The organism is Ruegeria sp. CH11, from assembly GCF_056537105.1.
In genome coordinates this window covers 253700-276908 of record NZ_JBQFQX010000003.1, presented here as the reverse complement: position 1 = coordinate 276908, position 23209 = coordinate 253700, and the positions used below count along the sequence as shown (strand labels likewise).

The window sequence follows — 23209 nt, the reverse complement described above, 5'->3', positions numbered from 1 at the left end:
ATAGAGCTAGCATCTGTGATCAAACAGTACGAAGGGAGACACACATGTCGAAGTTCACCAACAGAAAAACTGCTCATGGGGTTGTTGCACTCGTAATCTGCTGTATCGCTGCGACTGCACACGCGCAATCGGCAGGCGAGGAGATGTCGTTTTTCATCACTAGTGTGGGCAAGGGGGACGGTGCAAATTTAGGCGGCCTCGAAGGCGCCGATGCTCATTGCAATGCGCTTGCTTCCGCGACCGGTTCTACCAAGACTTTTGCGGCCTATCTGAGCACCTCAATGTCCATTGATCGCAGCACCGACCCAATGACAATCACCAATGGCGTTTCTGCTCGCGACCGGATCGGATCGGGTCCGTGGTACAATGCCAACGGAGAGCTCATCGCCAACAACGTTGAGGACCTGCACAGCAACAGCGTGAACATTTATCTACAGACCGCGCTCGACGAAAATGGTAACCCTGTCAATGGGCGTGGCAGTCAGCCAAACAAACACGACATTCTGACCGGCTCCGATTCCGCGGGATACTTCTCGACGGCAGGAGGCGACACAACATGCAGTAACTGGACTTCGAATAGTGAAGATGGATCTGCGATTGTCGGGCACCATGATCGTGTAGGTCTCAACGATGCTCGAAACATGATGTCCTGGAACTCATCGCACGGCTCGCGCGGTTGCGGAGAGGAACATCTGCCACGTTCAGGCGGGGCAGGTCTGTTTTATTGCTTTGCAACGGACTAATCGGGCAGCATTGGTACGCGTGACGCCCGCATTGAACCTGACATTACCAAGTCAGTTTGGGGGATCGCGTTTTGGAAGCGGTTTTTGGGCGGAAATAGTCTAGATGCCGCTTCGTTGCGAGTTTACTAAATTGCAATGCTTGGGTGAGAAGGTTCAGTTTGGGCTGCTTCAAGTCACTTATTTACAAGTCAGCGAAAGGCGCATCCGAGGAGGATACTGGACATTGCAATGTTTGGCCGGTTCCCGAAAGTCGACATTGCCGTGGGCGACACTGAACTCAAAGGTGTTCATGTTGCATTGTGAATTAGCGGCAGCGACAAATCAGGGTGCAGTCGTCAACGTTGTGGGGAACGCTTCGAATTGACCCTGCGACGTGCTGATGTCAAGCGGCAAACGTAGTCATACTGCGATCTTGGAAACTGTTATGTTTATTGGCCGCTTCGTTTGCAATTTCAGGCGATTCTCACCGTCCAGGATTGGATTTCGCGATACTGCAAAGCAGATCAACATGTCGATCCAACCAATCCTCGTCCAGTGCCTCGTAACGAATGAGCTTGCGGAAATAAGGTGCCGCGATTGCCAGTTCTATGAGCTGGTCAATCGGAACGTCGGCGGTGATCTCACCACGATCTATTGCTGCTGCAAATACTGCTTCAACACTTGCGAACCTGTCTTTCATGAATTCAGTGATCACCAACCGCGCTTCTTCGTCGGTGGACGCAGCAGCGACCACCTGAGGCGCGATTTGGCCCCACGGTGTGTCATTCAAGGCTCCCATCAGTACACCGAGTAACCAGCGCAAGTCAGATCGTAGCGGGCCATCGGTTTTGGGCGGTATGTTTGGCGGTGTTGCGATGCGCCGGAATGCTGCATCACGCAGACTGCGCGCATCTGGCCAGTGCCTGTAAAGTGTACTGCGCGAAATGCGCGTTGCCTTTGACACTGCGCCATGAGTTACGTGCAGCACGCCTTCATCCATCAGTATCTTTTGCGCAGCATCAAGCGCAGTCTGTCGTGTGGCGATCAGCCTGGGATCTTCTTTCAATCACTCCTCCTATAGAACAATTTGTTGCATAGTAGAACATTTTGTCCTAAAAGTATGGTCGGCCAAAACCTAAATCCCAAAACTCAATTCCACAAACACGTCTTGTCAAAATGGGAGCGTATCAATGTTCAAAGTGGCAGCAACCCCGCTGGCGGTACTCTTATCGATGGGCGCGACAACAGCATTGTCCGAGAGCGGCACTTACGAGCTGGATCCCGGACACAGCCAAGTTTTGTTCAGCTACAACCACATCGGGTTCTCAGAAACGTTTGGAATGTTCTCAGGTTTTAGCGGCGAGATAGAGTTCAATGAAGATGATCCGTCTGCGTCATCTGTCACAGTGTCTATGCCTGTAAAATCCATGATCACGGGCTGGGACGCTCGTCTGCAACACTTCATGTCCGATGACTTTTTTAGCGCGAGTGACGGTGACGTTGTCACTTTCGCCTCAACCAGCATTGAAGTGACCGGTGACAATACCGCGAATATTTCTGGCGACCTGACCATGAATGGCGTCACCAAACCTGTTGTTCTGGAAACAACGCTTAACAAGTCAGCGCCATACCCGTTTGGCGAAAAGGAGGGCACGCCGACCTTGGGGCTGGAAGCCACGGCGACTATCGTGCGGTCTGAATTCGGACTTGGGGCCTTTGCACCAGCGGTGAGCGACGAGATAGAGCTCTTAATCAATATCGAAGCGTTAAAGGCTGAGTGAAGTGTGCAAGGGCACCGATACGGTGCTCAGCACTCAATCTTTTTGATTGGCGGATGGTCAACACGATGAATGTACACATGAGAACATTGACGGTTGCCGTGACGGTAGTGGCATTGATGTGCTCGATGGCGTCCGCGCAAGAGCGCTCCTTGCCGGAGCGCTCCTCGCCCCGTCCCGAAACAACAAGCGGCGTACCGCATACTCAAATTGGTGTCGAAATTAATGCCGATTTGGCCCAGCTATTGCTGGAGCGAGTTGCGCAATTCCCAGGGGTCACACTTGGCCCAACACGCATATCATTACCTGGCGCGACTGGTTTTCAGCTTGATCCTGACATGTTGTTGTCTCAACCGAACTCTATCGTCGGTGGGTTTGAGTTTGCGCATATGCATCCTGATGGCAGCTTGCACGCCTCGCTCGACCCGGCAATGGCGCGGCGGGCAATTGAGGCCGGCTGGGCCGTAGCGCACCCTTGGGCCGATCAACGCCCCGGATGGAGCGGCTTTGTCATGATCTATACTCCGACCACACCAGAAGAGCTGGATGTCGTCATCGATCTGGTGGAAAGTTCGTACACCTTCATCACCGGCAACACCTTGGGCTAAACGCCTACCTGCTGATCTTACCGTTGCTGACTAACACGCAGGTCAGCCAGTATGCAGCCGCACGCGGATATACAGATGATCCATGTTCCACAGTTCCAGCCGGGCATGATCCAGAGATGTGGCGCACCCACAACGGGTGCAACTAGGATCGTTTGCGTCGACCCATCCTCGTAACTTGTCAAAACCACATACCCACAGTAGGTATTTGGTATGTTTCGCCTGGTCCTGACGATACTTCTTGTTGTTGCATTCTCTGGCGCATCCGCAGCGTCCGTGAAGCATGGCTTGACCCATGGATCGGATCATTCTGGTCATCATGCTCAAATGGCGGACGACGATCCGTTGGCTAATGCCAAGAAAGCTGTTGCGGATTGTTGTGACACCACTAGCGGCATGGGTTCAGCATCCTGTTTTGGTGATCTTGTCGCCACGGTGGGGATTTCGCCGATTGCTCCAATGGTGATCTCAGTGGGTGGTGTGATGTACGCTGGAGCCGATTTTTCGGGCCTCGCAATGGGCGTCCCCACCGGTCCTCCGAAAGCCTGAACGGCAACGGGCGCCCGCCCGCAATCCGTTCAATTTTCACATCAAAGGACCGACAGACATGATCACACGTCGTCACTTCACCACACTGTCTGCAACTGCTCTCATCGCGACCGCTCTCCCCGTCCGTGCAGGCACCCCAATGCACGTGCTCAGCTCACCAGGTTGCGGATGTTGTCACGCCTGGGCCGACTTGGCTCGCGCACGTGGCTACGCCGTAACCGTTGAGGATCTGACCGACCCTGAGGCACAGAAGTCAGCGCGGGGTATCCCGCTGAACCTCGCATCCTGTCACACCATTGAAGCCGATGGTTATGTCTTCGAAGGCCATGTGCCGTTCGAAGCACTGGAAGCCGTGTTGAGGGATCGGCCTGGCATCACAGGGCTAGCTGTTCCTGGCATGCCAATGGGCTCTCCAGGTATGGGCGACGATGCGTCCGCCCGCTACGACGTCGTTGCATTTGGGGGAGAGGCTGGGACCGGAACGGTGTACTACCGCGCGGGCACAGCTCAGCCGTTCGACACCTGATGGTAGTGCGCACAACACTCTTGGTTACCGGTGGGCTTGCGCTCGCCGGTTTCACAGTAGCGTTCGTTCTGGCCCAAGCCTCGGAAGCGGTCGGTCTTTTGACACCTGATGACGCGGAAGTTGTCGCCACTGGCCAAGATATTTACGCGGCACAATGTGCTGCCTGCCACGGTGAGAACCTTGAAGGACAGCCAAACTGGCGGATACGCGGCGAGGACGGTTTGCTACCAGCACCGCCGCATGATGCCAAAGGGCATACGTGGCACCACGATGATGAAACGCTCTTCACCTTGACCAAATTTGGCCTGGCCGGACTGATGGAAAATGCGCCCCCAACCAGTATGCCGGTCTATGAAGGTGTGCTCAGCGATGACGAAATCATAGCGGTCCTTTCTTTTATCAAGTCAACCTGGCCCAATGATCTTCGTGAGTACCACGACGAGCTGAATGCCCAGTCCGAATAGGGGATAACTCAGATGATCAAACAAACTCTTATCGGCTTGGTCTTAGTAATGGCTCCAATACTTGCGGCCGCGCATTCCAAGTCCGAAGAAACGACACCAGCTGACGGCGCGACTGTCACGGACGTGCCGGAGCTTTCCATGCGGTTCGATGATCCGATGCGCATCATCTCGGTCACGCTGACCTCACCCGATGGCGATGTCGAAATTGACCGCGAAACGGGTATGGATCCCGCCACAGAATTCCGGGCTATGCCTTTGGAGGAGCTTGCACCCGGGAGCTACCGCTTCGACTGGCGAGGTATGGCTTCAGACGGCCACCCGATGCAGGGCAGCTTTTCTTTCACAGTCGCTAAGTGACCGGACTGGCCCCCATTGACGGTGTTGTCGTCTTGGCCATTTTGGCGAAAGCACTTGGCTACGGTGCGGCGCTGCTGGCGATGGGCAGCGTCCTGTTCACCGTTCTCTTTGCCACGCGCGCCGAGGCGACCGTTTTGCGCCTCGCACGTCACCTCGCGGTCGGTGCGGCGCTTCTCGGTCTCGCCGTTCTGGCTTTGCGTTTCGGCATCAGAGCGGCGCGGATATCCGGAATGGGCTTTGAGGGCGCGACGGACCCAATGATGCTTGGCTTTGTCTGGGACAGTCCACTTGGCACCGCCGCGATTTGGCAAGGAATGGGTGAACTCGCGATACTGGCAATTCTGCTCCCGCGCGTCGGGCGGTGGATCGCTTTGGCGGGCAGCCTTGCCATAGCGATTTCCTTTGCTCAGGTGGGACACTCGCTCGGAGAGCCCAGGGCGGCTCTCGCAATCTTGCTGGTTCTGCATTTACTGGCTGCCGCGTTTTGGGTCGGTGCTCTCCTGCCTTTGCGCAAAGCGGCGCTCACTCCAACTGGGGCCGATCTACTGCACCACTTTGGCAATGTCGCTGCTTACGGAGTTGCCGTCCTGATTGTAGTAGGCGCGGCACTCGCATGGCTGCTTTCGGGCTCACTGGCCGCCTTGTTCGGAACGGCCTATGGATTGGTGCTTTTGGTCAAGGTCGTGATCGTTTCCGCCCTTCTTGGCATCGCGGCGCTGAACAAGTTGAAACTCGTTCCGGCTCTCAGGGCTGAGCAGCATGATGCGACTATCGCGCTCCGTCGGTCGATTTCGATGGAGATGATGGCTGTTGTCCTGATCCTGCTTGCAACGGCGACGCTAACCAGTGTGACGACACCTCCCATCAATCTCTGACGCCTTTTGGTCCAAATCCGGAAACGCAAAGCCTTGTTGCGAGTGTCCGTTAAGGGCTGCGAACTGACGCTGATGCCAAGGGCGGAGAGCGCCAGAAAGAGCCCTGAGCGAACCTCGTATTCAGGCAGTTGGAGTAGAGGGCCGCATCATCTATCGTCGAACGCATGTCGGACAGGGGACAACAGTTGCAACGAAGGTTGGCGGCGATACTAGCTGCGGATGTCGTTGGGTATTCGGCGCTTATGCACCAAGATGAGCAAGCCACAATTCTCATGCTTGATCACCTGGAAAGCGACATCGTCACCCCAACGATAGCAGGCCAGTCAGGTCGTGTTGTGAAGAGCATGGGCGATGGTTGGTTGGTGCAATTTGACAGCGCGGCGCAAGCTGTAACCGCAGCAATGCAGCTACAAGAGCAGTTGGCTGAACACTCGTTAATGAACATGCGGATCGGTGTTCATGTGGGTGACATCACAGAAAAAGGTGATGACATCCTAGGTGATGGTGTAAACATTGCCGCACGGCTTGAGAGCATTGCGCCAACCGGTGGCATCGCAATTTCTGAACCCGTACATTTGAACCTTGAGCACACTCTGGCAGACGCTTTCAAAGCAGTTGGGAAAAAGAAGCTCAAGAACATCCAGCGCAGCTTGGATGTGTGGATTCACGATGGACCACACCTGGGTGTATCGCAAAGTTCGCCTTCTTTCACAGAGACGAGCTTGCCAAAGCTATCCATCCATCCTGTCATGTGCAGCGACCAACGCACTGAATTACAAGAAATGGCCGCAGCTCTCACTTCAGATTTCGGTTCTTATTTTCGAACGATCAACTGGTTAAACGCAGCGATATCTTCCACAGAACCATCAGAGGGATATGCACTTCGTGGCGTGCTGCGTGGACACGGAGACCGATTGCGCCTGGAAGCCCGCTTAAATGACTCTTCTGGTTCCGAAATCTGGACCCATAAGTTCGACGGTTCAGTCGAAGCAATCTTTGATTGGCAAGACGAGGTCGTAGAAAAGCTGTTGGATGCCGTCAGTGGGATCTTGATCCAGTCGCTGACCGCAAAGCTCTCGGCTTTGCCTGAAGACGAACTGACTGCCGAACAGTGCGTCCTGATGGGCATGATCACATGGTCGGAGGCCAGCATCGACAGCTATGAAGAGACGTTGTCGTACCACGCCAGGGCCATCGAAGCCAAACCAACCCTCGCTGCCGCCTATGCCGAAGCTATTTGGACAATGAATGGCGCGAGAACCTATGATCTTCGTCGCCAGCTGTCATCCTACTACCAGAATCTGCCACACTGGATCGAGGCCGGTCGACACATGGCAGGTCAAAGCCCAACGCTTGATCTGAGTATTGCAGTGGCTGACTACAATGTTGACGGGGACGCGGATCGACTTTCCGTGGCGCTTGAGCAAATACGGCAACGAGCGCCATTAGATGCCCGCCTGCATTTGTTTATGGGTTGGGGGTACAATTGGGCCGGTTTTCCTGAAATGGCACTAAGCTGTTTTCAGACAGCGCTTCGGTTGGGCCGATATGGAGCCGTTTTCGTGGGTGCTTCCGGAGGTGCCGCCACCTCTTGCGTAATGCTGGGTCGAGACCACGATGCCATCGCCTACGCAGAGGCAGGTTTGCGCTTTTCAAAGAACTATGCCGCACTTCACAGCACGAGGGCCGCTGCTCACGCAATGCTTGGGGAACCTGAAAAAGCGTCTGAGGCTTTAGCGCAAATGCTGCAAATGGAACCTGATGAAACGATCTCGAAATGGCGTAGCAACGTTGACTATGGTAGCTCTGAAGGCGCTGAACGCTACTTTGAGGCGCTTCGCCGCGCAGGGTTGCCAGAATAGCGGTGCCGGAACCAAGTTGAGTTTGTAAAATCGGTGGCTTGGTTGCGTATCTCAGTAACTGCAAAGCTCGGAATTGAATGTCGGCTCCGGGCTGCCATCGGTCACAGATGAAGAGAGCAACGGGCTGACACTTTCAGAATGGATATTGCAAAGTGAACCTTTGTTAGTAACGCGAAACGCGCTAACTACTTCACCTTAATTCTAGGTTTCGCCAGCCAATAAGACATTTTGCTCGGCTGTGTGTTTCAACGCAAGTTTTGGAACTTGCAGGCTTAGCAAAATACCCAGGCACAAGTTTTAGCCACAAAAATCTATTCGCCTGTTAATTTTGGTTCAGAAGAATTGGATTAGCTAAAAGGATCACATCGACTGATGAAGCGGAAAATTGCTGCGATCCTGAGCCTCGATGTCGTCGATTATACCAAGCGCATGTCAGAGGATGCTGAGACCACGCTGAACACTCTACAACGCATTTTGGACGATGTGATCAGACCGTTGGTCCATGAAAACAAAGGACGAATATTCAAGCTGATGGGAGATGGTGCTTTGGTTGAGTTTGTCTCAGCCACAGACGCAATTGATGCTGCCAGCCAGATTTTCAATCAGATGAGAGATGAAGACGTAACACTTCGAGGAGGTGTTCACGTTGGCGACGTAATGCCAAATGGTACAGACTTGTTTGGAGAGGCCGTTAATGTTGCGTCGCGCCTTCAGTCCAGCGCCCATATTGGAAGTTGTCTCGTCAGCAAGACAGCTGCCGAAGTTGCGGGAACTTCGCTGGCAGTTGCGTTGCGACCAGAAAGCTCGATACGGCTGAAGGGAATTCCAAATCCAGTGGAAGCCTACTCTATTGATTTAGATGGTGACAAAAGACGCGCAAAGAACAAGCTTCTGGCTAACTCTCAAGACGTCCGTTTTGCAAAATCAAAAGACGGTACAACGCTTGCTTGGACGTCCACTGGAAGCGGTGGAAAGTTACTGGTCACACCAAACTGGCTCAGGCATTTGGAATACGACTGGACGATGAACACCATCGCCGGGTGGTTGCCGCTGCTTTCTGAAAATCACTGCCTTTATCGGTTTGATGGTAGAAACAATGGCTTGTCCCAGCGCGGCGTGCAGGATGTGTCTTTGAATCGAATCGTCGAAGATGTTGAGGCCGTGCTGGACGCAGCCGGGATCGAAAAAGTTTCATTGTTTGGTATTTCTTTTGGGGCAACCATTGCCGCGGCTTTTGCCGCACATAATCCTGACCGTGTTTCGGGGTTGGTTCTACTCGGTGGATTTGCACAAGGACTTGCGGTGCGTTCACAGCCCGGCATTGCCGCGCTTGGGCAAGCTATGATGGATATGAGCCTTGAAGGCTGGAACGATGAATACCCTTCTGCAAGAGACTTGATGGCCCAATCATTTGCTCCAACCGCAAGTCCGCATGACCAGCGCACTTATGCTGAGTTTATGAAAGTGGCAATGGACCATCAGGATTGGCTCAAGATTGGACCACTGGTCGCAGGGGTCGACGTAACCGATCTACTTCCGCGGATCACCTGTCCGGCTCTTGTCATGCACGCTAATCGAGACAGGATGCACAGTGTTGAACAAGGTAGGATATTCGCCTCCGGCATCGAGAATGCGCGCTTTGTTGGCCTTGAGACAGCAAACAACACGATGCCAGAGTATGATCCTGCCTGGCCTAAAGCCCTAGTGGAAATTGAGCGTTTCTTGAGTTCAATTTGAGCAGTGTACGTTGTTCATCGCCAAAACTTTATTGTTCGAAGGTAAGAAGATGCCGTGCGCCCTTTGATTTTCGATACTTGAATTTGAAAACTCTAAGCTTCTCGTCATCGACCGCTTTGTCCTGATCTCGGAAACTGCAAAGTCTTGTTACGAATGTCCGGTTTGGGCTGTGAACGGTCATAGAAGCGAAGAAGGCGAACGGTTGCCAAGAGCAGAGAAAGCAAAGTGCCGCGTTGTGACACACAGCACTTAATTTTGGGTCGTCGCAGTTCTTATGCTGTTGAGAACGCCCGGACACTGCTTCGCGGTTCGAAGACGTGTAGGAACGTATCGGGATGAGGGCGAATGCGGTAGTTGTCTGTCTCATCGCCGAAGATCACTTTGCCGTCTTCATCAAGTGCAATCACAGTCGCTTTGACGGTATCGGTGGGGTAGCCCGGCATACCGGACGGAGCGCCACCCAATTCCTCGATGCCTAGGGCTTTGGCTGCGGCAAGATCGTTGTCCTGGAGTATCTCGAAATGTGCGGGCAGACTGAGATCTTTGGCCAGCTTCTCCGAGTTGGAGATGCCTTGGTTGGAGATGAACTTCACCTTTACACCCGCCTTCGCCAGTTGATCCGCTTTTGCTTTCACTTCTTTGAGTTGGTTCATGCAGAACGGACACCAGTTGGCGCGGAAAAATACCAGCAGCGTCTTTTCGCCTGCGAAGGACGCGGAAGTCGTGCTGGTCCCGTCCAGACGTTGCAGGGGCAATTCAGGCAGTACTTTACCCTTTGCGATGGCTGTGCTTGGCTTGCGGCCATAGTTCGAGAAGATGTGAATATACCATTGCATAGTGATCGCGCCAAACGAGGCTAGGCCTATGGCAACGTAGTCGCTGGTAGCTGTGAAACCACCGCGCGCGCTGATTTGGTAGACCACCCACGCCACCGCAGCCAGGTTGATGAGTTGGATGATTGGCAGGTTCTTGGAGGTGCGGGAAATGCCCAAAGCACCGGCCAGCACCATCAGAAAGAATGGCACGGTGAATGTGGCAAAGAATGTCCCGCTCCAGATCGGATCGAAGCCCGACAGGTAGAACATGACGACCGAACCGATGCCTGAAAGCATGTTCAGCATGATATAGGGAAGAATAAGTTTGCCTTTCATTTCGAAAATCCTTTCGAGATCTTGCCGAGATGCCTGAGGTGGCTCATCGGTCACGTAAGTGCAGGGGGTTGAGAGGTTGGATGGTCCGCGCCCCGTCTTTCGAAGCGCGCAACCAGGTTACGCAGTGGCTGTTGCCGACAGACTATCGAGAACAGGGAACAGATCCGCTGGTTCAGGACGGCGCGTATAGTCGGGGTTCACTTCGGCATAGGCGATTGTGCCGTCGGTATCGACGACGTAGCGCGCGGGCATCGGCAGGTTCCACTGGCCGTCGCCATGAATGCGCGGCAAGTGGACTCCAAACCCGTCGTGAACCGGAATGACGTAATCTTGCAGCGTCCAGCGGATACCAAGCTTTTCGGCCAGCACGCCGTTCTTGTCCGTCAGGATCGGGAAACGCAGTTCATTGTCCTTCTGCGACTTTCGGCTGTCGGCAGCGCCCTGCATCGAGATTGCGACAAGCGTCGCACCACGTGAGCGAATGTCCTCGGCAACAGCTTCAAGCGCTTTCAGCTCGATGTTGCAGTAGGGGCACCAAACACCGCGGTAGAACGTCAGAACCACCGGGCCATTGGCCAACAGGTCTTTGAGCGCGACCGGATTACGATCCGAATCCGTCAGCACGAAGTCAGGCACAACGTCACCCGCTTTCAACGCACGCTCTGCCTGACCGCTGTCAATCAGCTCTTGTGTCGAACGGGCAAAGGTTTCGAAAGCGCCTTCGGGGGCCATGGTCTTGAATTGGGCCTTGAAGTCGTCGAGTTGGTCTTGGAGGGTCATGTCTTTTCCACTTCTCAAATTGCGTTCTCTGGTCGGCTCAGGGGTCTTTCGTGCCGCCTGTTGTGATATTTGGCCCGTTGAGAAAACGGTGGTAGCTGACCAATTCGAGTAAGGGTTATTCAAAAAACGAATGATCCAATTTGCGGATCCCAATTGGAACAAACTCAGTCTGAAAAACAAAACAGCGCCGCGCTTTAAGCGCGACGCTCGTTTGCCGGACGTCCGTATTTCTGGCGATCCAATGCGAATTAAGCCCCCGTGGCGAAAAGGACTCTGACTATTCTGCCGACGCAGGGGTTTCCGGATTCCAAGCCATCGGCTCAAATGCCTTGTCGAGCGGCGGGTTCACGATGTGGGTTGTGTAGTTCGACAAAACCTTGAGTGCCGTTCCGGCGATGACCTCAAGAATGGTCTGCTTTGAATATCCGGCCTCGATCAGAGCGTCGACCTGCTCAACACTGGCCCATCCTCGCGTTTCGTTGATGGTTTCAGCAAAAATGCGAAGCGCTTCGAGTTTGGCGTCCGCGATTGGTGTGCCCGCGCGCAATGCCGTGATGACACTGTCATCCACTCCTGCCATCTTCGACACGGTCGTGTGCGCCGCCATGCAATAGGCGCAGCCGTTCAGACGATTATTCGTCATCAGTATGATTTCGCGTTCAGTGGGCGTCAGATCTGTTTTCTCGAAAATGCCCATCATGGTCATGTAGCTTTCGACCAGAACAGTGGATTCCGCCATTGTTGCCATCAGGTTCGGCACAAAGCCCATTTTGCCTTTGATCGCTGAGAGGATCGGTTTGGACCCTTCAGGAGCAGTGTCTACCGTGTGCTGTGCGTAGGTTGCCATTTGATGTTCCTTTTTGGAATGCATTTGCATCGAAGTTTTCAGAGTTCAGCCGGCCAGGCGTGTTTGTCGCCTGCCGTTGTGTTCAAATGTTGCTCATAAGAAAATTGAAAGGTAGGCTGCCAAAAAACCTAACTGTTATTCATAATGTGAATGTCCGAAAACTTCTCCACGTTACGCTTGTTCTCGCGGGTCGCTCGTACCGGCAGCTTTACCGCTGCGGGAAAAGAAACCGGCAAATCTCAGCCGTCGGTGTCCCGGATCATTTCCAACCTCGAGCAAGAGCTGGGTGTTCAACTGTTTGTGCGTTCGACGCATGCCGTTCGGCTGACGGAAGCTGGGGAAGAATACCTGACGCGTATCGAGCCGATCCTTTCTGACATCGAGGAGGCCAATCACTTTGTCAGGGGAACTGGCGAACTGCGCGGTCGTTTGCGGATCGGCGCAGCAGCAAGCTTTGCCCAAAGAGAGATCATACCCGCCCTGCCACCGTTTCTGGAACAACACCCAAAACTCAAAGTGGATCTTGTTCTGACGGATTCGATGCAAGACTTGATTGATGAGGCTATAGACGTTGCCATCCGATTTGGACCATTGGAAGATTCAACGATGGTCGCGCGCAAATTGGGCACGACACCCCGCGTCGTTGTTGCCGCCCCTTCTTATCTGAGAAAAGCTGGCAACCCGAAGCAGCCCTCTGATTTGGTGGATCATCAGGTCATCCTCGGCCCGTCAAGCATTGGAAAAGCGGGTTGGAGCTTTGAGAAGGACGGAAAAGTCCAGTCCGTTCGTGTCGAAAGCCAACTGATGATTTCCGTCAATGAAAGCACAACCACGGCGGCGGTCGCCGGTTTGGGTATCGTCAGCACGTCGTATTGGAGTTGCAGGAACGAGCTCGAAGCAGGTGCTCTCGCGCAACTAATGCCTGATTGGACAATCGGAAACGTTGAAGTGAACGCGCTACTGGCGGGTGGTCGTCATACAAAGCCTTCAGCCCGCGCTTTCACAAGGCACTTGCAAGAGGTTTTGGCTAAGTGAGCTAGCTCTGGAATAGCGGCCTATGGCGCACATTTCAGAAAACAACCGGCACTAGCCCTTCCTAGACCTGCTTTGGGGCGAGTTTGTTCCAATCATCAGCGCTCATGCTTTTTCGCGTTAGCCCGTCCTCTGAGGCGAACTGAGCTGCTTTGACGAGGAGAAGCCAGCCAGCGCAAAGATATCATCTTCTTCCCAGGTTGTTCCACTCATCGGGCTACCAACCTTTCGCCACACAGGCGGGGCATCGGTGGCCCGATGCGCCCCAGGCAATTTGGCCGATATAGCCGCAGCTTCGGCACTGATGTGCATCTCGCTTGGCGCGAGTATTCAAACGCACTGTGGGAAAAGTCTCCATCCGCTCAGTGGCTGCCTCATGCGCGTGCCAGCAGCACAGGTTGACATGCCACGCAGCGATGACCTGAACTGTGGATGCATTGCCGCACCGCTCACAGGACATTTCTGCTTCCTGCATAGCTTGCTGCGACCGCAGGTGAATGAACGTGTCTTCCTGCGTCCCATCCATGTAGATCCGAAGCGAGCCGAATTTTTGCTTGATCTGGCCAACCGAGGGATAGCGTTCCTCGCGCCGGTCGCAGTGCTTCTTGATCGCATCAAAGCACTCGGTGACGATCCGAACCCATCCCAGATTGTCTTTTCCGAGGCGCTTCTCAACGGAGCCGCGGATGTCATCGTAATCGAAGATGTAACTCATCCGCCGGATCCCCAGTATCTGGATCACCGAGGTCTCCCTCAACGTCAGGATCCTTCAATCGCGCGAAGAGGCGGCGCATGCCTTCTTCTTTTTCTGCTGCCACCGTCGATTCGAAAGCGAAGAAGTTTTCGTCCGAGAGGTCGAACAGAAACTCCGTAATGCGTTTATGGATGGCACTATCCGTGTTGAAGTCCTGAAAGGGAAAAACCATGCGAAGCATATCTCGCGGACAAAAGCAGCGCCTGCTTTCCGCTCCCAAGTCTGAGTATCCGGGCAAGTTTTTCCCATCGAACTGGATGTCAGCAGTGACGCCAGCGTAGACAGCGCAATTGCCAACCTGATGTTAAAGCTGGATGGCCCACTTGATGTCGTGATCAACAATGCCGGGATATATGTTGGCGGACTCAACGAGACCATTTCTGTGGCTCGGTTTCATAACATGTTGAATGTGAACGTTCTGGGACCGGTTCGCATGCTGCGCGACGTCCTTCCCAATATGCGCGCCCAGGGCTTTGGCACGGTGATCAGCATCACCAGTGACATGTCCCGGTTAGCTTTGCCGATGAGCGGTTTTTATTCAGCCAGTAAAGCGGCGCTGGAACTAATCGCCGAGACTTATGCTCTTGAACTCGTCCCTTTGGGACTGGAAGCCCTTATCGTTCAACCAGGCGCATTTGACACCGGCATCATGCAGAAATCGCCGCCAACGGATGAACCGGAACGTATGGCTGGATACGGCCCAACGTTGGAACAAGCACAGGCGATGGCCGGACGCTTCATGGGGTTGGCGCAAAAAAGCTTTTCTGAGGCGTCCCCTGCAATGGTTGCCGATGCCATCGCCGATCTGTTGAACCTGCCCTACGGCAAAAGACCGTTGAGAACTGTCGTCGATCCGTCGGACATTGGAGCGTTGGCCAACGCAATGAATGCTGCCGTAGCCACCGCGCAGGAAACGTTTTTGGATGCTCTCGGAGCGGATTTTTCGTGCCCGGTTCAGGAGGCTGCGGAATGACTACGATCACGGTTTTCGTAGGACTGCTGTCTGTCTTCTTCCTCTTCGCAAGCTCGATCAAGATCTTCGGCTGGCAGAAGTTCATTTTCGAAACCCAACTGGCGATGTTCATCAAGTACGGGTTAAACCGCCAGATCATGGCCTTGGTCGGCGTGGTTGAATTGTTTGGTGCAATCGCGATCTGGCTTCAGGGATCCTGGGTCGGAACTTTGGGCGCGTTGGCTATTCTTGGCACATCCTTCGGTGCAGTTGGTTGTCATCTGATCTGGGACACCTGGAAAGAAGGCGTTCCCGCCATGATCACAGGCACCTTGTCCGTAATCGTAGCCTGGTCTGGCCGTGAAACGGTGTTGAGCATTGTTGGTATTAGCTGAAATCAATTCATAACACAGGAGTGCATGTTGTGACTGACAGTATCCGCGTGGCAAATGCCAAGGGCCTTTATCTGGAAGGCATTCGTGATGGCAAAATGGTCGAAGCGCTCGAAAAGTATACCGGGGATCGCTACACGCAACACTCAACGGGTGTACGCGACGGTAAAGAAGGTTTTATCGAGTTCTTCACGCCTTTTCTTGAGCGGAATCCGGTGCGCGATATCCAGGTTCTGCGTACTATCGAGGACGGAAACTTCGTATTCGTGCATGTGTATCAAAGCCTCAACGGTGGTGAAGCGCTGTGGGTGACGGCCGATATCTTTGATACCGACGAAGAAGGTGAAATAGTCGAGCATTGGGATGTGATTGCCGCGTATAAATGGCCAACCGTCTCGGGCCGCAGCATGGTGGATGGCCCAACCGAAATCGAAGATCTCGAATTCACAGAGGTCAACAAGACCGTGGTGCAAGGGTTCATCGATAATGTCTTGATGGCAGGGCGCACCGATCTTGTGAATGACTACATATCGACCGAGCAATACGATCAGCACAACCCAGAAATAGCCGACGGGTTGGGAGCTTTCTCCAAGTATCTTGGAGAGATGACGAATGGCGGAAAAACCTCGCATTACGTCAAAGTTCATCGACTACTCGGCCAAGGAAATTTCGTGGTTGCCTTTAGCCATGTAAAACAAGACGAGGACGATTGGGCCGTCTTTGACTTGTTCCGGCTCAAGGGTGGAAAGATCGTCGAACATTGGGATGTTCAGGAACAGATCGGCCCGAAAGAGACTTGGAACAACTCTGGCAAATTCTAGGGGAGTTGAGCGTCATATTTTCTCTGACAGAGGCCGAAGGTGATTTCTTTTTCAGGGCAAGGGCGCACTAGCGGTGACTCAACATTCCAGAAATCGAATGGTTGTATTCGATTGAACCAGCGCGATAATCTGGTTGCATCTAAGGATCAGCGGAACATGTGTGGGGCTTTGAATGAACAGGTTAGCGCTGACAGCAATGGCATTGATCTCCACTGGCGCGGTGTGGGCCGCCGGTATGGAACGGTGGGGTGAATCCGGGGACTGGACAATTCTGATTGATCCCGAAAAGGGAAACGGCTGTCTCGCGTGGAAGCCATTTGAAAACGACATGACGGTTGAAATCGGCGCGGCACCCAATGAGGCCGGCGGCTTTTTTGCAGCTTACAATCCGACCTGGGTTCAAATCGAGGACGGCGCGACTGGGGTCGTACAGTTCGACTTTGGTGATGCGAAATTCGAAGGTGAAGCGGTTGGTGTCTTCAAGAATGGAGTGCCCGGTGGCTACGCATTTTTCGACAACCCGGCATTTGTAACCGAGTTTGGAAAACGCCAAAGCGTTACGATCATTGGTGAAAGTGGGGCCGAGGTGGAGCTTGATCTCAGCGGGTCTGCCAAAGCCATTGAGGCCGTTCTGGCGTGTCAGGCCGAACAGCCGGAACCGCTGAAGAACTAGGACGCTCCCGATTATTCCAATTGATTGATGTCCGGTACACAAGGTTGCCTGTTGGCAGGCATTGCATCAGCGCCTTCCGGGGCCTTGTTTCTGGACCCGCCAACATCCAGCTTGAACTTTGGCGACGAAAGTTGGCCAGTCACATCAAAGGGCCAGGCGCTTCGGGAAAGGGGTTTGCCCACGCGTCGTGGCTCCGCTCGTATTGCAATCGTATCTTTCAGCCAATCCACTTGCCCCCTTGCCACTAATTGAACCGATCCTGTTTCAATGACGATGGAGTTTGAACTGGCCCTTCCGGCATGGATATCAACCGGGGCGACCACGCACGTGATGTCGGTGTACCCTTGTCTGAATTCTTCTGAAAACAACCATGGGAAAATACCCAGCCCCGCCAGTTCCAATAGGCTGGTGCTGATGTAGCCCTGCGACATCGACAAAGACGCGTTGCCGCGCATGGAGTTGACGAAGGCCTTGCCCGAGGCGGTACTGCCAGAGACGTTGAACTCACCGCTCAAACGCCCATAGGCATCAATTCCAATTCCCAACTCATCAAGGATCTCACCGAATTCCCATCCCGAGGTGGATCCTGACAATGAAAGCCAATCAGGTGAGTCAATCAGGTCCATGACCGCCCGAAGGCTGAAGTTTCCGCCACCATAAGCCATCTGAAGAGGTCCGAAATCCAAGGTTCCGTCTTTGGCAGACAATTGGCTGGAAACAGATGTTACACCTTGCTGGCCTACAATCTCTTTGAATTCGATCTGTACTTCGACGTCAGCCTCTTTCAGTACACGTTGCACATCCAGAAGATCGGCAGGTTTCCTTTTCTCCTTCGGCAACACCAGGGGCTGGACGTCTGTCTCCTTCGGCAAAACCAAAAGCTGAACTTCAGCTTCAGGTTCTTTTGAGGTTCCGCCTACTAGGCTCTTCAGTTGGTTCAGTACGGCAGTCAGGTTCTTCAGGTCGTTGAGATTGAGTCTCCCGCTCGTAATGTTGCCACGGACGACGGATGCACCTTCGGGAAACCGCGCATCCAAAGTGGCAAGAAGATCGGAAGACCCGGCTTCGAACTGGATTGCGGCATCAAAGTCCTCGCCCTGCCTAGAGGTTTCAGCATCGATAGCCAACGCTCCGATTTCGACAGGTTGCAGGTTGAGCGCGGTCAGAAACTGGGCGCTGTCGTCGACGTCCAATTCCACATCAAAATCGAGACCAGCCAGCCCTTTGAGCTCGTTGACGGATAGTGCAAGATCGAGCGCCCAGAGATCGGTGTCGTAAGTAGTCGCGTTGAACCTGTTGAGTGAAACTGGCCCGCCCGCATTGGATATGTTGAAATCGGCTTTAACGCCGCCGAATTGGTCAACATAATCTTCATCGAGGTTGGGCAAAATCAACTTGGCGGGCCCGTTCAGCACACCATCAAAAGTCACGTCCTGAAGCTGAAGCAGATCGAGGATTTCACCTTCGGCTTTCAGGACAGGCTCTTCAATTGGACCGGCTTGCAGCTCGACGCCCAGCATGGCGAGCCGGCCGTCCGGCATGCGGCGAACGCTATCGATAGATGCTGGACCGATTACGTCTAACCCCTGGTCGAATGCATTGGTCTGGAACAGCAACTTCTCGAATTCGAAGGAAGCCAGGGATCCAACCATATGCATTTCAAAGCCCGTGAACTTCAATTCCTGGATACTTTTTGCTGCTGGTGGCGGCTGTCCTTCGGGATGAAGCCGCGCGTTGAAAAGCAGATCGACACCCTGAGCGGAGTAAAGGTCATCTATCGCGCCCTCAGCTTCGAGTATCTGCCCATCTTCCAGGCTTACGGTGGTTGTAAACGCCTCGATCTTCAGAGCGTCCTGAGACACGAGTTCTGCTTGCAGCTGACCATTGCCTTCCAGAACGCGTTCCAGCCCGATGACATCCAGAAAATCACCGAATTCACCGGTGTCCATTTCCAAGACAGCCCGATAGCCACCCCCTTTGTCTTCCGAGAACGCCTCGCCATCGTAGCTTACGGTCATTTCCCCAAAGCTGGCGCGCGTCGTAAATGGCGCGTCGCGAGGGTAGTCGCCTTCGATTTCGAAACCCTGACCGTTGACGGAGCCGGAACCAGAGACCTTTGTTCTTTGTCCACTATCTACTTGTTCGAGCGTGAGTGACTGAAGGTCAAACACAAACGAGAAGCCTGAGACCTTGTCGTCGATGTTTAACCCGATTGACGTGAAGCTGACATTCTTGTCGCTCAGAAAGTTCAGGATTCCGCTGCCTTCTGTGTCGATCTCATCGGTACTATCAACACTAGCGACGTCTTTTTGATCATCTGCTGATACAGTTTCCCCAGACACGGGCCTGGGTGTTGGCCTTTCTTTTCGCCAACTTGTGGTGCCGTCTGCGGCTGTAAGAATATTCGCTTGGAGGCCTTCCACTACAAGATTGTCAAAATGCAGACGCCCGCTGGTCAAAGCGGCAATGTCCAACTCGAGTTCCAGCAGGTTCAATTCTACAAGAGGTGACTCCGGCATTGTTTGGCTCGGGATGACCACCCCACCGACGTGAATGTGACTTATGCGACCAAGCGCGACGCTTACGTCATCGTTGACGAGAAGTGGACGACCAATTTGTTCCGAAAGAACTCTTTCCACAAGGTCGCGCCGCATGTCTGAGAACATCGGAGCAGCAAGCAACAACCAAACAAAGGCGACAGTTGTGACAGCGAGAATTGCGACAAGCCCAATTATTCTAATTAGCCAAACCTTCATGCGCTCCCCTATCGCCGCTTTCGCCGTTCAATCTTTCACGAGCAGAAATTTAGCTCACCAACCTGAACGCTCGTTCTGAACCATATTCAGGTCAATTGGGCTGTGTCACTAATCGTCTCTGGTAGCCCCGCCAGTCGCCTTGATCCTTCCCATCAACACACGTTTCCCATTGGTTGCAGCCTCTTCAGAAGTCTTGGTTGGTCCAAAAGTCTGAACGTCATCGACCTCTAAAATAAACGCAGCCTTCATGAGGACAGGACCATCAACAACCAGCATTTCCTTCTGCGTCGGGTCGATCCTGATTTGACCAGTTACAACGATGGGTTCGTAGACTGTTGATGGCGCCCATGAATCGCTCAGGCGCAAACGCACCATCTGGTTTGGTGGCGGAGGCGGTACGTGGCTGCACATTCCACGTTCCGGCACGATATATGCCATTTGGGAACCATCTTCGTCGCGGGGTGCCGGGATCACAAACCCGCCCAATGAAACAGTCACGCCATCATATTCTGTGTTGGTGGCCGTGCCCGCCTTCTCACGTCGTTCCATCACAACCCAGCGTTGGGAAATCAGCCAGTCAGCATCAACGCCTTCCTCAGCAAGAGTTGCTTCGGTCGCTTCGAGGTCCACTTGAATCTGGTCAAGCTGTTCTGGCGTCGACCCACCTTTTTCTTGCCGCGCGCAACCGGACCAATTTGCGAAGCGTATTAAGCTGTTTTCCCGTCAATTCGGCGAATGGATCTTCGTAGTTTTGAGCAGTTTCATCGATCAAGTCTGCCCATTCGATACGTGCGACTTCCGAATGTACCGGCAAAGCCAAGAGATATGCGAGAACCGTTGGAACAAATTTCAGTTTGGCTCGATTTCTCACTTTAATAGGCTCCCATTTGTAAAGCCGGGGGATGCGCGGGATGCCGAGGTAAATTCACCTCGCGCGACACTCAATCGATTGTATTCTTGTAGATCACGCCATCTTTCATGATCAGGTCTATGTTGTTGGTGTAGTCGACCAGGATCTCGGCATCCTCGACCGGGTTTCTTTCAACAAGCAGCAGATCAGCGTATGCGCCCTGTTCGATCACGCCCAGCGGGCCTGCTTGGTAGGGATTGAGTTTTCCTGACAGTGCCAGAAGTGCGGCCGATTTTGACGTGGCCTGTTGCAGGATTTCGTACGAAGTCCACGCCTCCAGCCGGTATTTGAACTCATCGTTCTGTTTGGTCAGCGCGACAGGGTCGCCGATGATATCGGTCGAGAACGCAACGTTCTCGATCTCGTACTCTTTCAGCAGCTTCATTTGGTTGCGCGCACCTGCCTGAACATCAAGGAATTTGGGTGCTGCCGCAGGGCCAAGCGCCTTCTTGACAACTTCCTCATCAAGCCCAAGCAGAGAATAAAACGGGACAATCCAGGCGCCAGAATCCTTGATGGCCTGCGCTGATACTTCAGTCATCAGTTGCCCATGTTCTATGCTGACGACGCCCGCTTCCAGTGACCGCAGGATCGAGTCGTCGTTATAGGCGTGGACCATGACATAGGTCCCCCAATCAGCCGCCGCACGAACCGATGCCTCCAACTCTTCCGGCAATCCTTGAACGGTGTGCAACGGGTCAACTGAAGATGACACACCACCGCCTGCCATCACCTTGATCTGCACCGCGCCCATGCGCAGCGCTTCGCGCGTTGCACGCAAGACTTCGGGCACGCCATCGGCCAGGAACTCGACATGCTGGTTGAAGAAAGACGGCTGCGCCCCCATGAAGTTCGGATGGGGTTCGGTATAGACCCGATGCTCGCCATGTCCGGAAGTCTGCGAAATGACCGGCCCTGATGCGTAAATCCTTGGCCCCACGGCCTTGCCGCGGTCTATAGCTTTTTGCAGACCAATTGCCGGGCCACCCGCATCCCGAACGGTTGTGAAACCACGCAGCAGCATCTTCTCGGCCTCAATCGTGGAAACCGCACCCCAGTACATCCAATCAAAGTTATCCCTCAAATCTGCGACGGGCTCGGTAATTGCCATATGCACGTGGGCATCGATCAAGCCCGGCATCAGCGTTCGGCCTCCACCGTCAATGATCTGGGCATTGGCAACGGCCAGCGGTTCCGCTGATACTTCTGCGATCAGGTTGTCCACGACCAGAACGTTTGCGTTCTCAATTCGCTGTTCATCGACACCGTTAAACACGTGGACGTTGGTAAAGAGGATCGGAAACTTTTCTTCCTGCGCAGAACCTTGGCCCGCGATTGCCAGGCTTGCAGAAAAGGCTGTCGTGGCCACCATGTGTTTGAATTTCGGCGTCATCGAAGTTCTCCAAATGCGAATCACAGATGTATATTTCTGAATGTGATTTTAGAGTGATTGCCGGATATTGCCTGACAGCATGACAGGCTTTGCCAAATTAATTTGGCATTCTGCAAGCTTTTGGCGCCTTTTTGTGTGTCTGCTGTCTTTCTGTCGTTAACTTCATGATATTTGAGGGCGACATGGACGCATTTGACCAAAACACAAAGAAGGCTTTGCCGTTGGTTCGGGCATCGGTTGCTGCACCCGTTGTAGCTGCTTTGCGTGGCGCCGGTGTTGAACCGGCCTTCGTTCTAGATCCTCTGGGCGTGAGCGAATCCCAAGTGATGGATCGCCAGAATTTCCTGCCACACGAGACGATCTATAAAATCCATCAAGCCGCTGCTGACGCAACATCACCGGACTTCTGCGCGCAAGTCGGTCAATCAATTGACCTTGTTAGGTTTTTACCTCTTGGTGACATGTTGGCCGAGGCGTTGACGCTGGGCGACTTCTTTACGCGCTACACTCAAGCCGTCTCGAAAGAATCCAACGCGGTCACACAATCGCTGCTTGTGGAAGGCGAGCACGCTTATTTCAGTGCCAAGCGGAATTTCAACATTTCGGTTTCGCCCGGACAGACCGACGCATTTCTGGCGAGCATTTGGATATCACTACTGCACCGGGTTTTGGATTTCAGGTGGGACCCGAGCCAAATCATTTTACGGGTAAGCGAACCTGACGTGCTACCCAAGCATTTTCATGGTGTTCAAGCCATCAAGTGCAGCCCACAGGGATTTTCGATCCGGTTTCCTTCAACCTGGCTGAGCCATCAGTTGCTCTCGGAAACATTGGAAAACCCGTCAAACCTGACAGGCGCTACCCCCGACCAGCATGCGCCTCAAGATTTCTTAGCCGGGCTTCAGGGCCTGATCCGGATTCATCTTGGCGAGCCGGGATTTGGTGTAGACGAACTGGCACGCCTATGCGGTTTCCACCGGGAGACATTGAACAGTCGGCTGGCCCCTTACGGGCAATCAGCCTCTCAGGTGATATCTGGTGTTAAACTGGAAGAGGCAAAGAAGCTGCTGGGTCCGGCAGGGAAGTCCGTTGGTGAGACCGCACTGCGGCTTGGCTACGCAGACCCCACTGCGTTTTCCAGGGCCTTCCGAAAATGGTCTGGAATGTCGCCGTCGGATTTTAAGAAAACGGTAAAAGAACGAGGCTGAAACACCTGCGCCAGTGCGGTCGCATGCTACTCGCCGTCGTTTATTCGCGTGGCGACGTCAAAGAG

Annotated in this window: 24 protein-coding genes and 1 pseudogene; 16 read left to right on the top strand and 9 right to left on the bottom strand. The window is 53.7% G+C overall.

The window, feature by feature from the left end; all coding sequences use genetic code 11:
* The first annotated feature begins 44 nt into the window (after positions 1–44).
* Complete coding sequence (locus ACR0LX_RS07240; RefSeq protein ID WP_480783135.1) at positions 45–743, top strand: hypothetical protein; 699 nt, start codon at positions 45–47, stop codon at positions 741–743.
* Between the two features lie 463 nt (positions 744–1206).
* Here ACR0LX_RS07240 and ACR0LX_RS07235 read toward each other — a convergent pair whose 3' ends face one another.
* Positions 1207–1788: a TetR-like C-terminal domain-containing protein gene (locus tag ACR0LX_RS07235; RefSeq protein WP_480783134.1), complete on the bottom strand. Its 582-nt coding sequence runs from the start codon at positions 1786–1788 to the stop codon at positions 1207–1209.
* A gap of 124 nt (positions 1789–1912) precedes the next feature.
* Between ACR0LX_RS07235 and ACR0LX_RS07230 the strand changes: the two genes are divergently transcribed.
* From ACR0LX_RS07230 to ACR0LX_RS07190, 9 genes are all read left to right on the top strand, one after another.
* Complete coding sequence (locus tag ACR0LX_RS07230) at positions 1913–2503, top strand: YceI family protein (protein WP_170494988.1); 591 nt, start codon at positions 1913–1915, stop codon at positions 2501–2503.
* 53 nt (positions 2504–2556) lie between these two features.
* Positions 2557–3108, top strand: coding sequence for a luciferase domain-containing protein (locus tag ACR0LX_RS07225; RefSeq protein ID WP_170494991.1), 552 nt, complete (start codon positions 2557–2559; stop codon positions 3106–3108).
* A gap of 210 nt (positions 3109–3318) precedes the next feature.
* Positions 3319–3654 carry a hypothetical protein gene (locus tag ACR0LX_RS07220; RefSeq protein ID WP_170494994.1) on the top strand — a complete coding sequence of 112 codons (336 nt, stop codon included), beginning with the start codon at positions 3319–3321 and terminating at the stop codon, positions 3652–3654.
* 190 nt (positions 3655–3844) lie between these two features.
* Positions 3845–4180 carry a DUF411 domain-containing protein gene (locus tag ACR0LX_RS07215; protein WP_480783133.1) on the top strand — a complete coding sequence of 112 codons (336 nt, stop codon included), beginning with the start codon at positions 3845–3847 and terminating at the stop codon, positions 4178–4180.
* Positions 4180–4644 (top strand): c-type cytochrome, encoded by a 465-nt coding sequence (locus tag ACR0LX_RS07210; RefSeq protein ID WP_170494997.1) that lies wholly within the window; start codon positions 4180–4182, stop codon positions 4642–4644. The genes ACR0LX_RS07215 and ACR0LX_RS07210 overlap by 1 nt, the downstream gene beginning before the upstream one ends.
* A gap of 12 nt (positions 4645–4656) precedes the next feature.
* A complete protein-coding gene (locus tag ACR0LX_RS07205) occupies positions 4657–5001 on the top strand; it encodes a copper resistance CopC family protein (RefSeq protein WP_480783132.1) in 345 nt (114 codons plus the stop codon).
* Entirely contained in the window at positions 4998–5876 is an 879-nt protein-coding gene (locus ACR0LX_RS07200; RefSeq protein ID WP_480783131.1) for a CopD family protein, read from the top strand. Before ACR0LX_RS07205 ends, ACR0LX_RS07200 begins: the two co-directional genes overlap by 4 nt.
* A 164-nt stretch (positions 5877–6040) precedes the next feature.
* Positions 6041–7738, top strand: a complete 1698-nt coding sequence (locus ACR0LX_RS07195; RefSeq protein WP_480783130.1) for an adenylate/guanylate cyclase domain-containing protein — start codon at positions 6041–6043, stop codon at positions 7736–7738.
* A 372-nt stretch (positions 7739–8110) separates the two neighbouring features.
* Positions 8111–9475 (top strand): alpha/beta fold hydrolase, encoded by a 1365-nt coding sequence (locus ACR0LX_RS07190; protein ID WP_480783129.1) that lies wholly within the window; start codon positions 8111–8113, stop codon positions 9473–9475.
* Between the two features lie 272 nt (positions 9476–9747).
* Here ACR0LX_RS07190 and ACR0LX_RS07185 read toward each other — a convergent pair whose 3' ends face one another.
* The 3 genes from ACR0LX_RS07185 to ACR0LX_RS07175 all read right to left on the bottom strand — a co-directional run bounded on the left by ACR0LX_RS07185 (position 9748) and on the right by ACR0LX_RS07175 (position 12253).
* Complete coding sequence (locus ACR0LX_RS07185) at positions 9748–10626, bottom strand: peroxiredoxin family protein (protein ID WP_480783128.1); 879 nt, start codon at positions 10624–10626, stop codon at positions 9748–9750.
* A 117-nt stretch (positions 10627–10743) separates the two neighbouring features.
* Positions 10744–11406, bottom strand: coding sequence for a peroxiredoxin-like family protein (locus ACR0LX_RS07180; RefSeq protein WP_480783127.1), 663 nt, complete (start codon positions 11404–11406; stop codon positions 10744–10746).
* 277 nt (positions 11407–11683) lie between these two features.
* On the bottom strand, positions 11684–12253 hold the full coding sequence (locus ACR0LX_RS07175; RefSeq protein WP_480783126.1) for a carboxymuconolactone decarboxylase family protein: 570 nt from the start codon (positions 12251–12253) through the stop codon (positions 11684–11686).
* A 150-nt stretch (positions 12254–12403) separates the two neighbouring features.
* Between ACR0LX_RS07175 and ACR0LX_RS07170 the strand changes: the two genes are divergently transcribed.
* Positions 12404–13288, top strand: a complete 885-nt coding sequence (locus tag ACR0LX_RS07170) for a LysR family transcriptional regulator (RefSeq protein WP_480783125.1) — start codon at positions 12404–12406, stop codon at positions 13286–13288.
* Between the two features lie 214 nt (positions 13289–13502).
* On the opposite strand, the gene ACR0LX_RS07165 is transcribed toward ACR0LX_RS07170, so the two are convergent.
* Both ACR0LX_RS07165 and ACR0LX_RS07160 read right to left on the bottom strand, forming a co-directional pair.
* On the bottom strand, positions 13503–14000 hold the full coding sequence (locus tag ACR0LX_RS07165; RefSeq protein ID WP_480783124.1) for a hypothetical protein: 498 nt from the start codon (positions 13998–14000) through the stop codon (positions 13503–13505).
* Positions 13975–14211, bottom strand: a complete 237-nt coding sequence (locus ACR0LX_RS07160) for a hypothetical protein (protein WP_480783123.1) — start codon at positions 14209–14211, stop codon at positions 13975–13977. The genes ACR0LX_RS07165 and ACR0LX_RS07160 overlap by 26 nt, the downstream gene beginning before the upstream one ends.
* 72 nt (positions 14212–14283) lie before the next feature.
* On the opposite strand from ACR0LX_RS07160, the pseudogene ACR0LX_RS07155 reads away from it, so the two are divergent.
* The 4 genes and pseudogenes from ACR0LX_RS07155 to ACR0LX_RS07140 all read left to right on the top strand — a co-directional run.
* Positions 14284–15012 (top strand): annotated as a pseudogene (locus ACR0LX_RS07155) (SDR family NAD(P)-dependent oxidoreductase); the annotation flags it as partial.
* A complete protein-coding gene (locus tag ACR0LX_RS07150) occupies positions 15009–15386 on the top strand; it encodes a DoxX family protein (protein ID WP_480783122.1) in 378 nt (125 codons plus the stop codon). The pseudogene ACR0LX_RS07155 and the gene ACR0LX_RS07150, both read left to right, overlap by 4 nt.
* Positions 15387–15415: 29 nt before the next feature.
* Positions 15416–16204, top strand: coding sequence for a nuclear transport factor 2 family protein (locus ACR0LX_RS07145; protein WP_480783121.1), 789 nt, complete (start codon positions 15416–15418; stop codon positions 16202–16204).
* 172 nt (positions 16205–16376) lie between these two features.
* On the top strand, positions 16377–16877 hold the full coding sequence (locus ACR0LX_RS07140) for a hypothetical protein (protein ID WP_480783120.1): 501 nt from the start codon (positions 16377–16379) through the stop codon (positions 16875–16877).
* 11 nt (positions 16878–16888) lie between these two features.
* On the opposite strand, the gene ACR0LX_RS07135 is transcribed toward ACR0LX_RS07140, so the two are convergent.
* From ACR0LX_RS07135 to ACR0LX_RS07125, 3 genes are all read right to left on the bottom strand, one after another.
* Positions 16889–19633 carry an AsmA family protein gene (locus tag ACR0LX_RS07135; protein WP_480783119.1) on the bottom strand — a complete coding sequence of 915 codons (2745 nt, stop codon included), beginning with the start codon at positions 19631–19633 and terminating at the stop codon, positions 16889–16891.
* Between the two features lie 108 nt (positions 19634–19741).
* On the bottom strand, positions 19742–20263 hold the full coding sequence (locus ACR0LX_RS07130; protein ID WP_480783118.1) for a DUF3299 domain-containing protein: 522 nt from the start codon (positions 20261–20263) through the stop codon (positions 19742–19744).
* A gap of 311 nt (positions 20264–20574) precedes the next feature.
* Entirely contained in the window at positions 20575–21936 is a 1362-nt protein-coding gene (locus ACR0LX_RS07125; RefSeq protein ID WP_480783117.1) for a metal-dependent hydrolase family protein, read from the bottom strand.
* A 182-nt stretch (positions 21937–22118) separates the two neighbouring features.
* Here ACR0LX_RS07125 and ACR0LX_RS07120 point away from each other — a divergent pair, with 182 nt between their 5' ends.
* On the top strand, positions 22119–23144 hold the full coding sequence (locus ACR0LX_RS07120; RefSeq protein ID WP_480783116.1) for a helix-turn-helix domain-containing protein: 1026 nt from the start codon (positions 22119–22121) through the stop codon (positions 23142–23144).
* Positions 23145–23209: the final 65 nt, after the last annotated feature.

Excerpts from the sequence above, each read along its gene's own strand:
- ACR0LX_RS07160 (WP_480783123.1), bottom strand. The coding sequence starts at position 14,211 with ATGGTTTTTCCCTTTCAGGACTTCAACACGGATAGTGCCATCCATAAA.
- ACR0LX_RS07125 (WP_480783117.1), bottom strand. The coding sequence starts at position 21,936 with ATGACGCCGAAATTCAAACACATGGTGGCCACGACAGCCTTTTCTGCA.
- ACR0LX_RS07240 (WP_480783135.1), top strand. The coding sequence starts at position 45 with ATGTCGAAGTTCACCAACAGAAAAACTGCTCATGGGGTTGTTGCACTC.
- ACR0LX_RS07120 (WP_480783116.1), top strand. The coding sequence starts at position 22,119 with ATGGACGCATTTGACCAAAACACAAAGAAGGCTTTGCCGTTGGTTCGG.
- ACR0LX_RS07165 (WP_480783124.1), bottom strand. The coding sequence starts at position 14,000 with ATGAGTTACATCTTCGATTACGATGACATCCGCGGCTCCGTTGAGAAG.
- ACR0LX_RS07210 (WP_170494997.1), top strand. The coding sequence starts at position 4,180 with ATGGTAGTGCGCACAACACTCTTGGTTACCGGTGGGCTTGCGCTCGCC.
- ACR0LX_RS07135 (WP_480783119.1), bottom strand. The coding sequence starts at position 19,633 with ATGAAGGTTTGGCTAATTAGAATAATTGGGCTTGTCGCAATTCTCGCT.
- ACR0LX_RS07225 (WP_170494991.1), top strand. The coding sequence starts at position 2,557 with ATGGTCAACACGATGAATGTACACATGAGAACATTGACGGTTGCCGTG.
- ACR0LX_RS07170 (WP_480783125.1), top strand. The coding sequence starts at position 12,404 with ATGTCCGAAAACTTCTCCACGTTACGCTTGTTCTCGCGGGTCGCTCGT.
- ACR0LX_RS07230 (WP_170494988.1), top strand. The coding sequence starts at position 1,913 with ATGTTCAAAGTGGCAGCAACCCCGCTGGCGGTACTCTTATCGATGGGC.
- ACR0LX_RS07220 (WP_170494994.1), top strand. The coding sequence starts at position 3,319 with ATGTTTCGCCTGGTCCTGACGATACTTCTTGTTGTTGCATTCTCTGGC.
- ACR0LX_RS07180 (WP_480783127.1), bottom strand. The coding sequence starts at position 11,406 with ATGACCCTCCAAGACCAACTCGACGACTTCAAGGCCCAATTCAAGACC.
- ACR0LX_RS07205 (WP_480783132.1), top strand. The coding sequence starts at position 4,657 with ATGATCAAACAAACTCTTATCGGCTTGGTCTTAGTAATGGCTCCAATA.
- ACR0LX_RS07185 (WP_480783128.1), bottom strand. The coding sequence starts at position 10,626 with ATGAAAGGCAAACTTATTCTTCCCTATATCATGCTGAACATGCTTTCA.
- ACR0LX_RS07140 (WP_480783120.1), top strand. The coding sequence starts at position 16,377 with ATGAACAGGTTAGCGCTGACAGCAATGGCATTGATCTCCACTGGCGCG.
- ACR0LX_RS07150 (WP_480783122.1), top strand. The coding sequence starts at position 15,009 with ATGACTACGATCACGGTTTTCGTAGGACTGCTGTCTGTCTTCTTCCTC.
- ACR0LX_RS07175 (WP_480783126.1), bottom strand. The coding sequence starts at position 12,253 with ATGGCAACCTACGCACAGCACACGGTAGACACTGCTCCTGAAGGGTCC.
- ACR0LX_RS07195 (WP_480783130.1), top strand. The coding sequence starts at position 6,041 with ATGTCGGACAGGGGACAACAGTTGCAACGAAGGTTGGCGGCGATACTA.
- ACR0LX_RS07190 (WP_480783129.1), top strand. The coding sequence starts at position 8,111 with ATGAAGCGGAAAATTGCTGCGATCCTGAGCCTCGATGTCGTCGATTAT.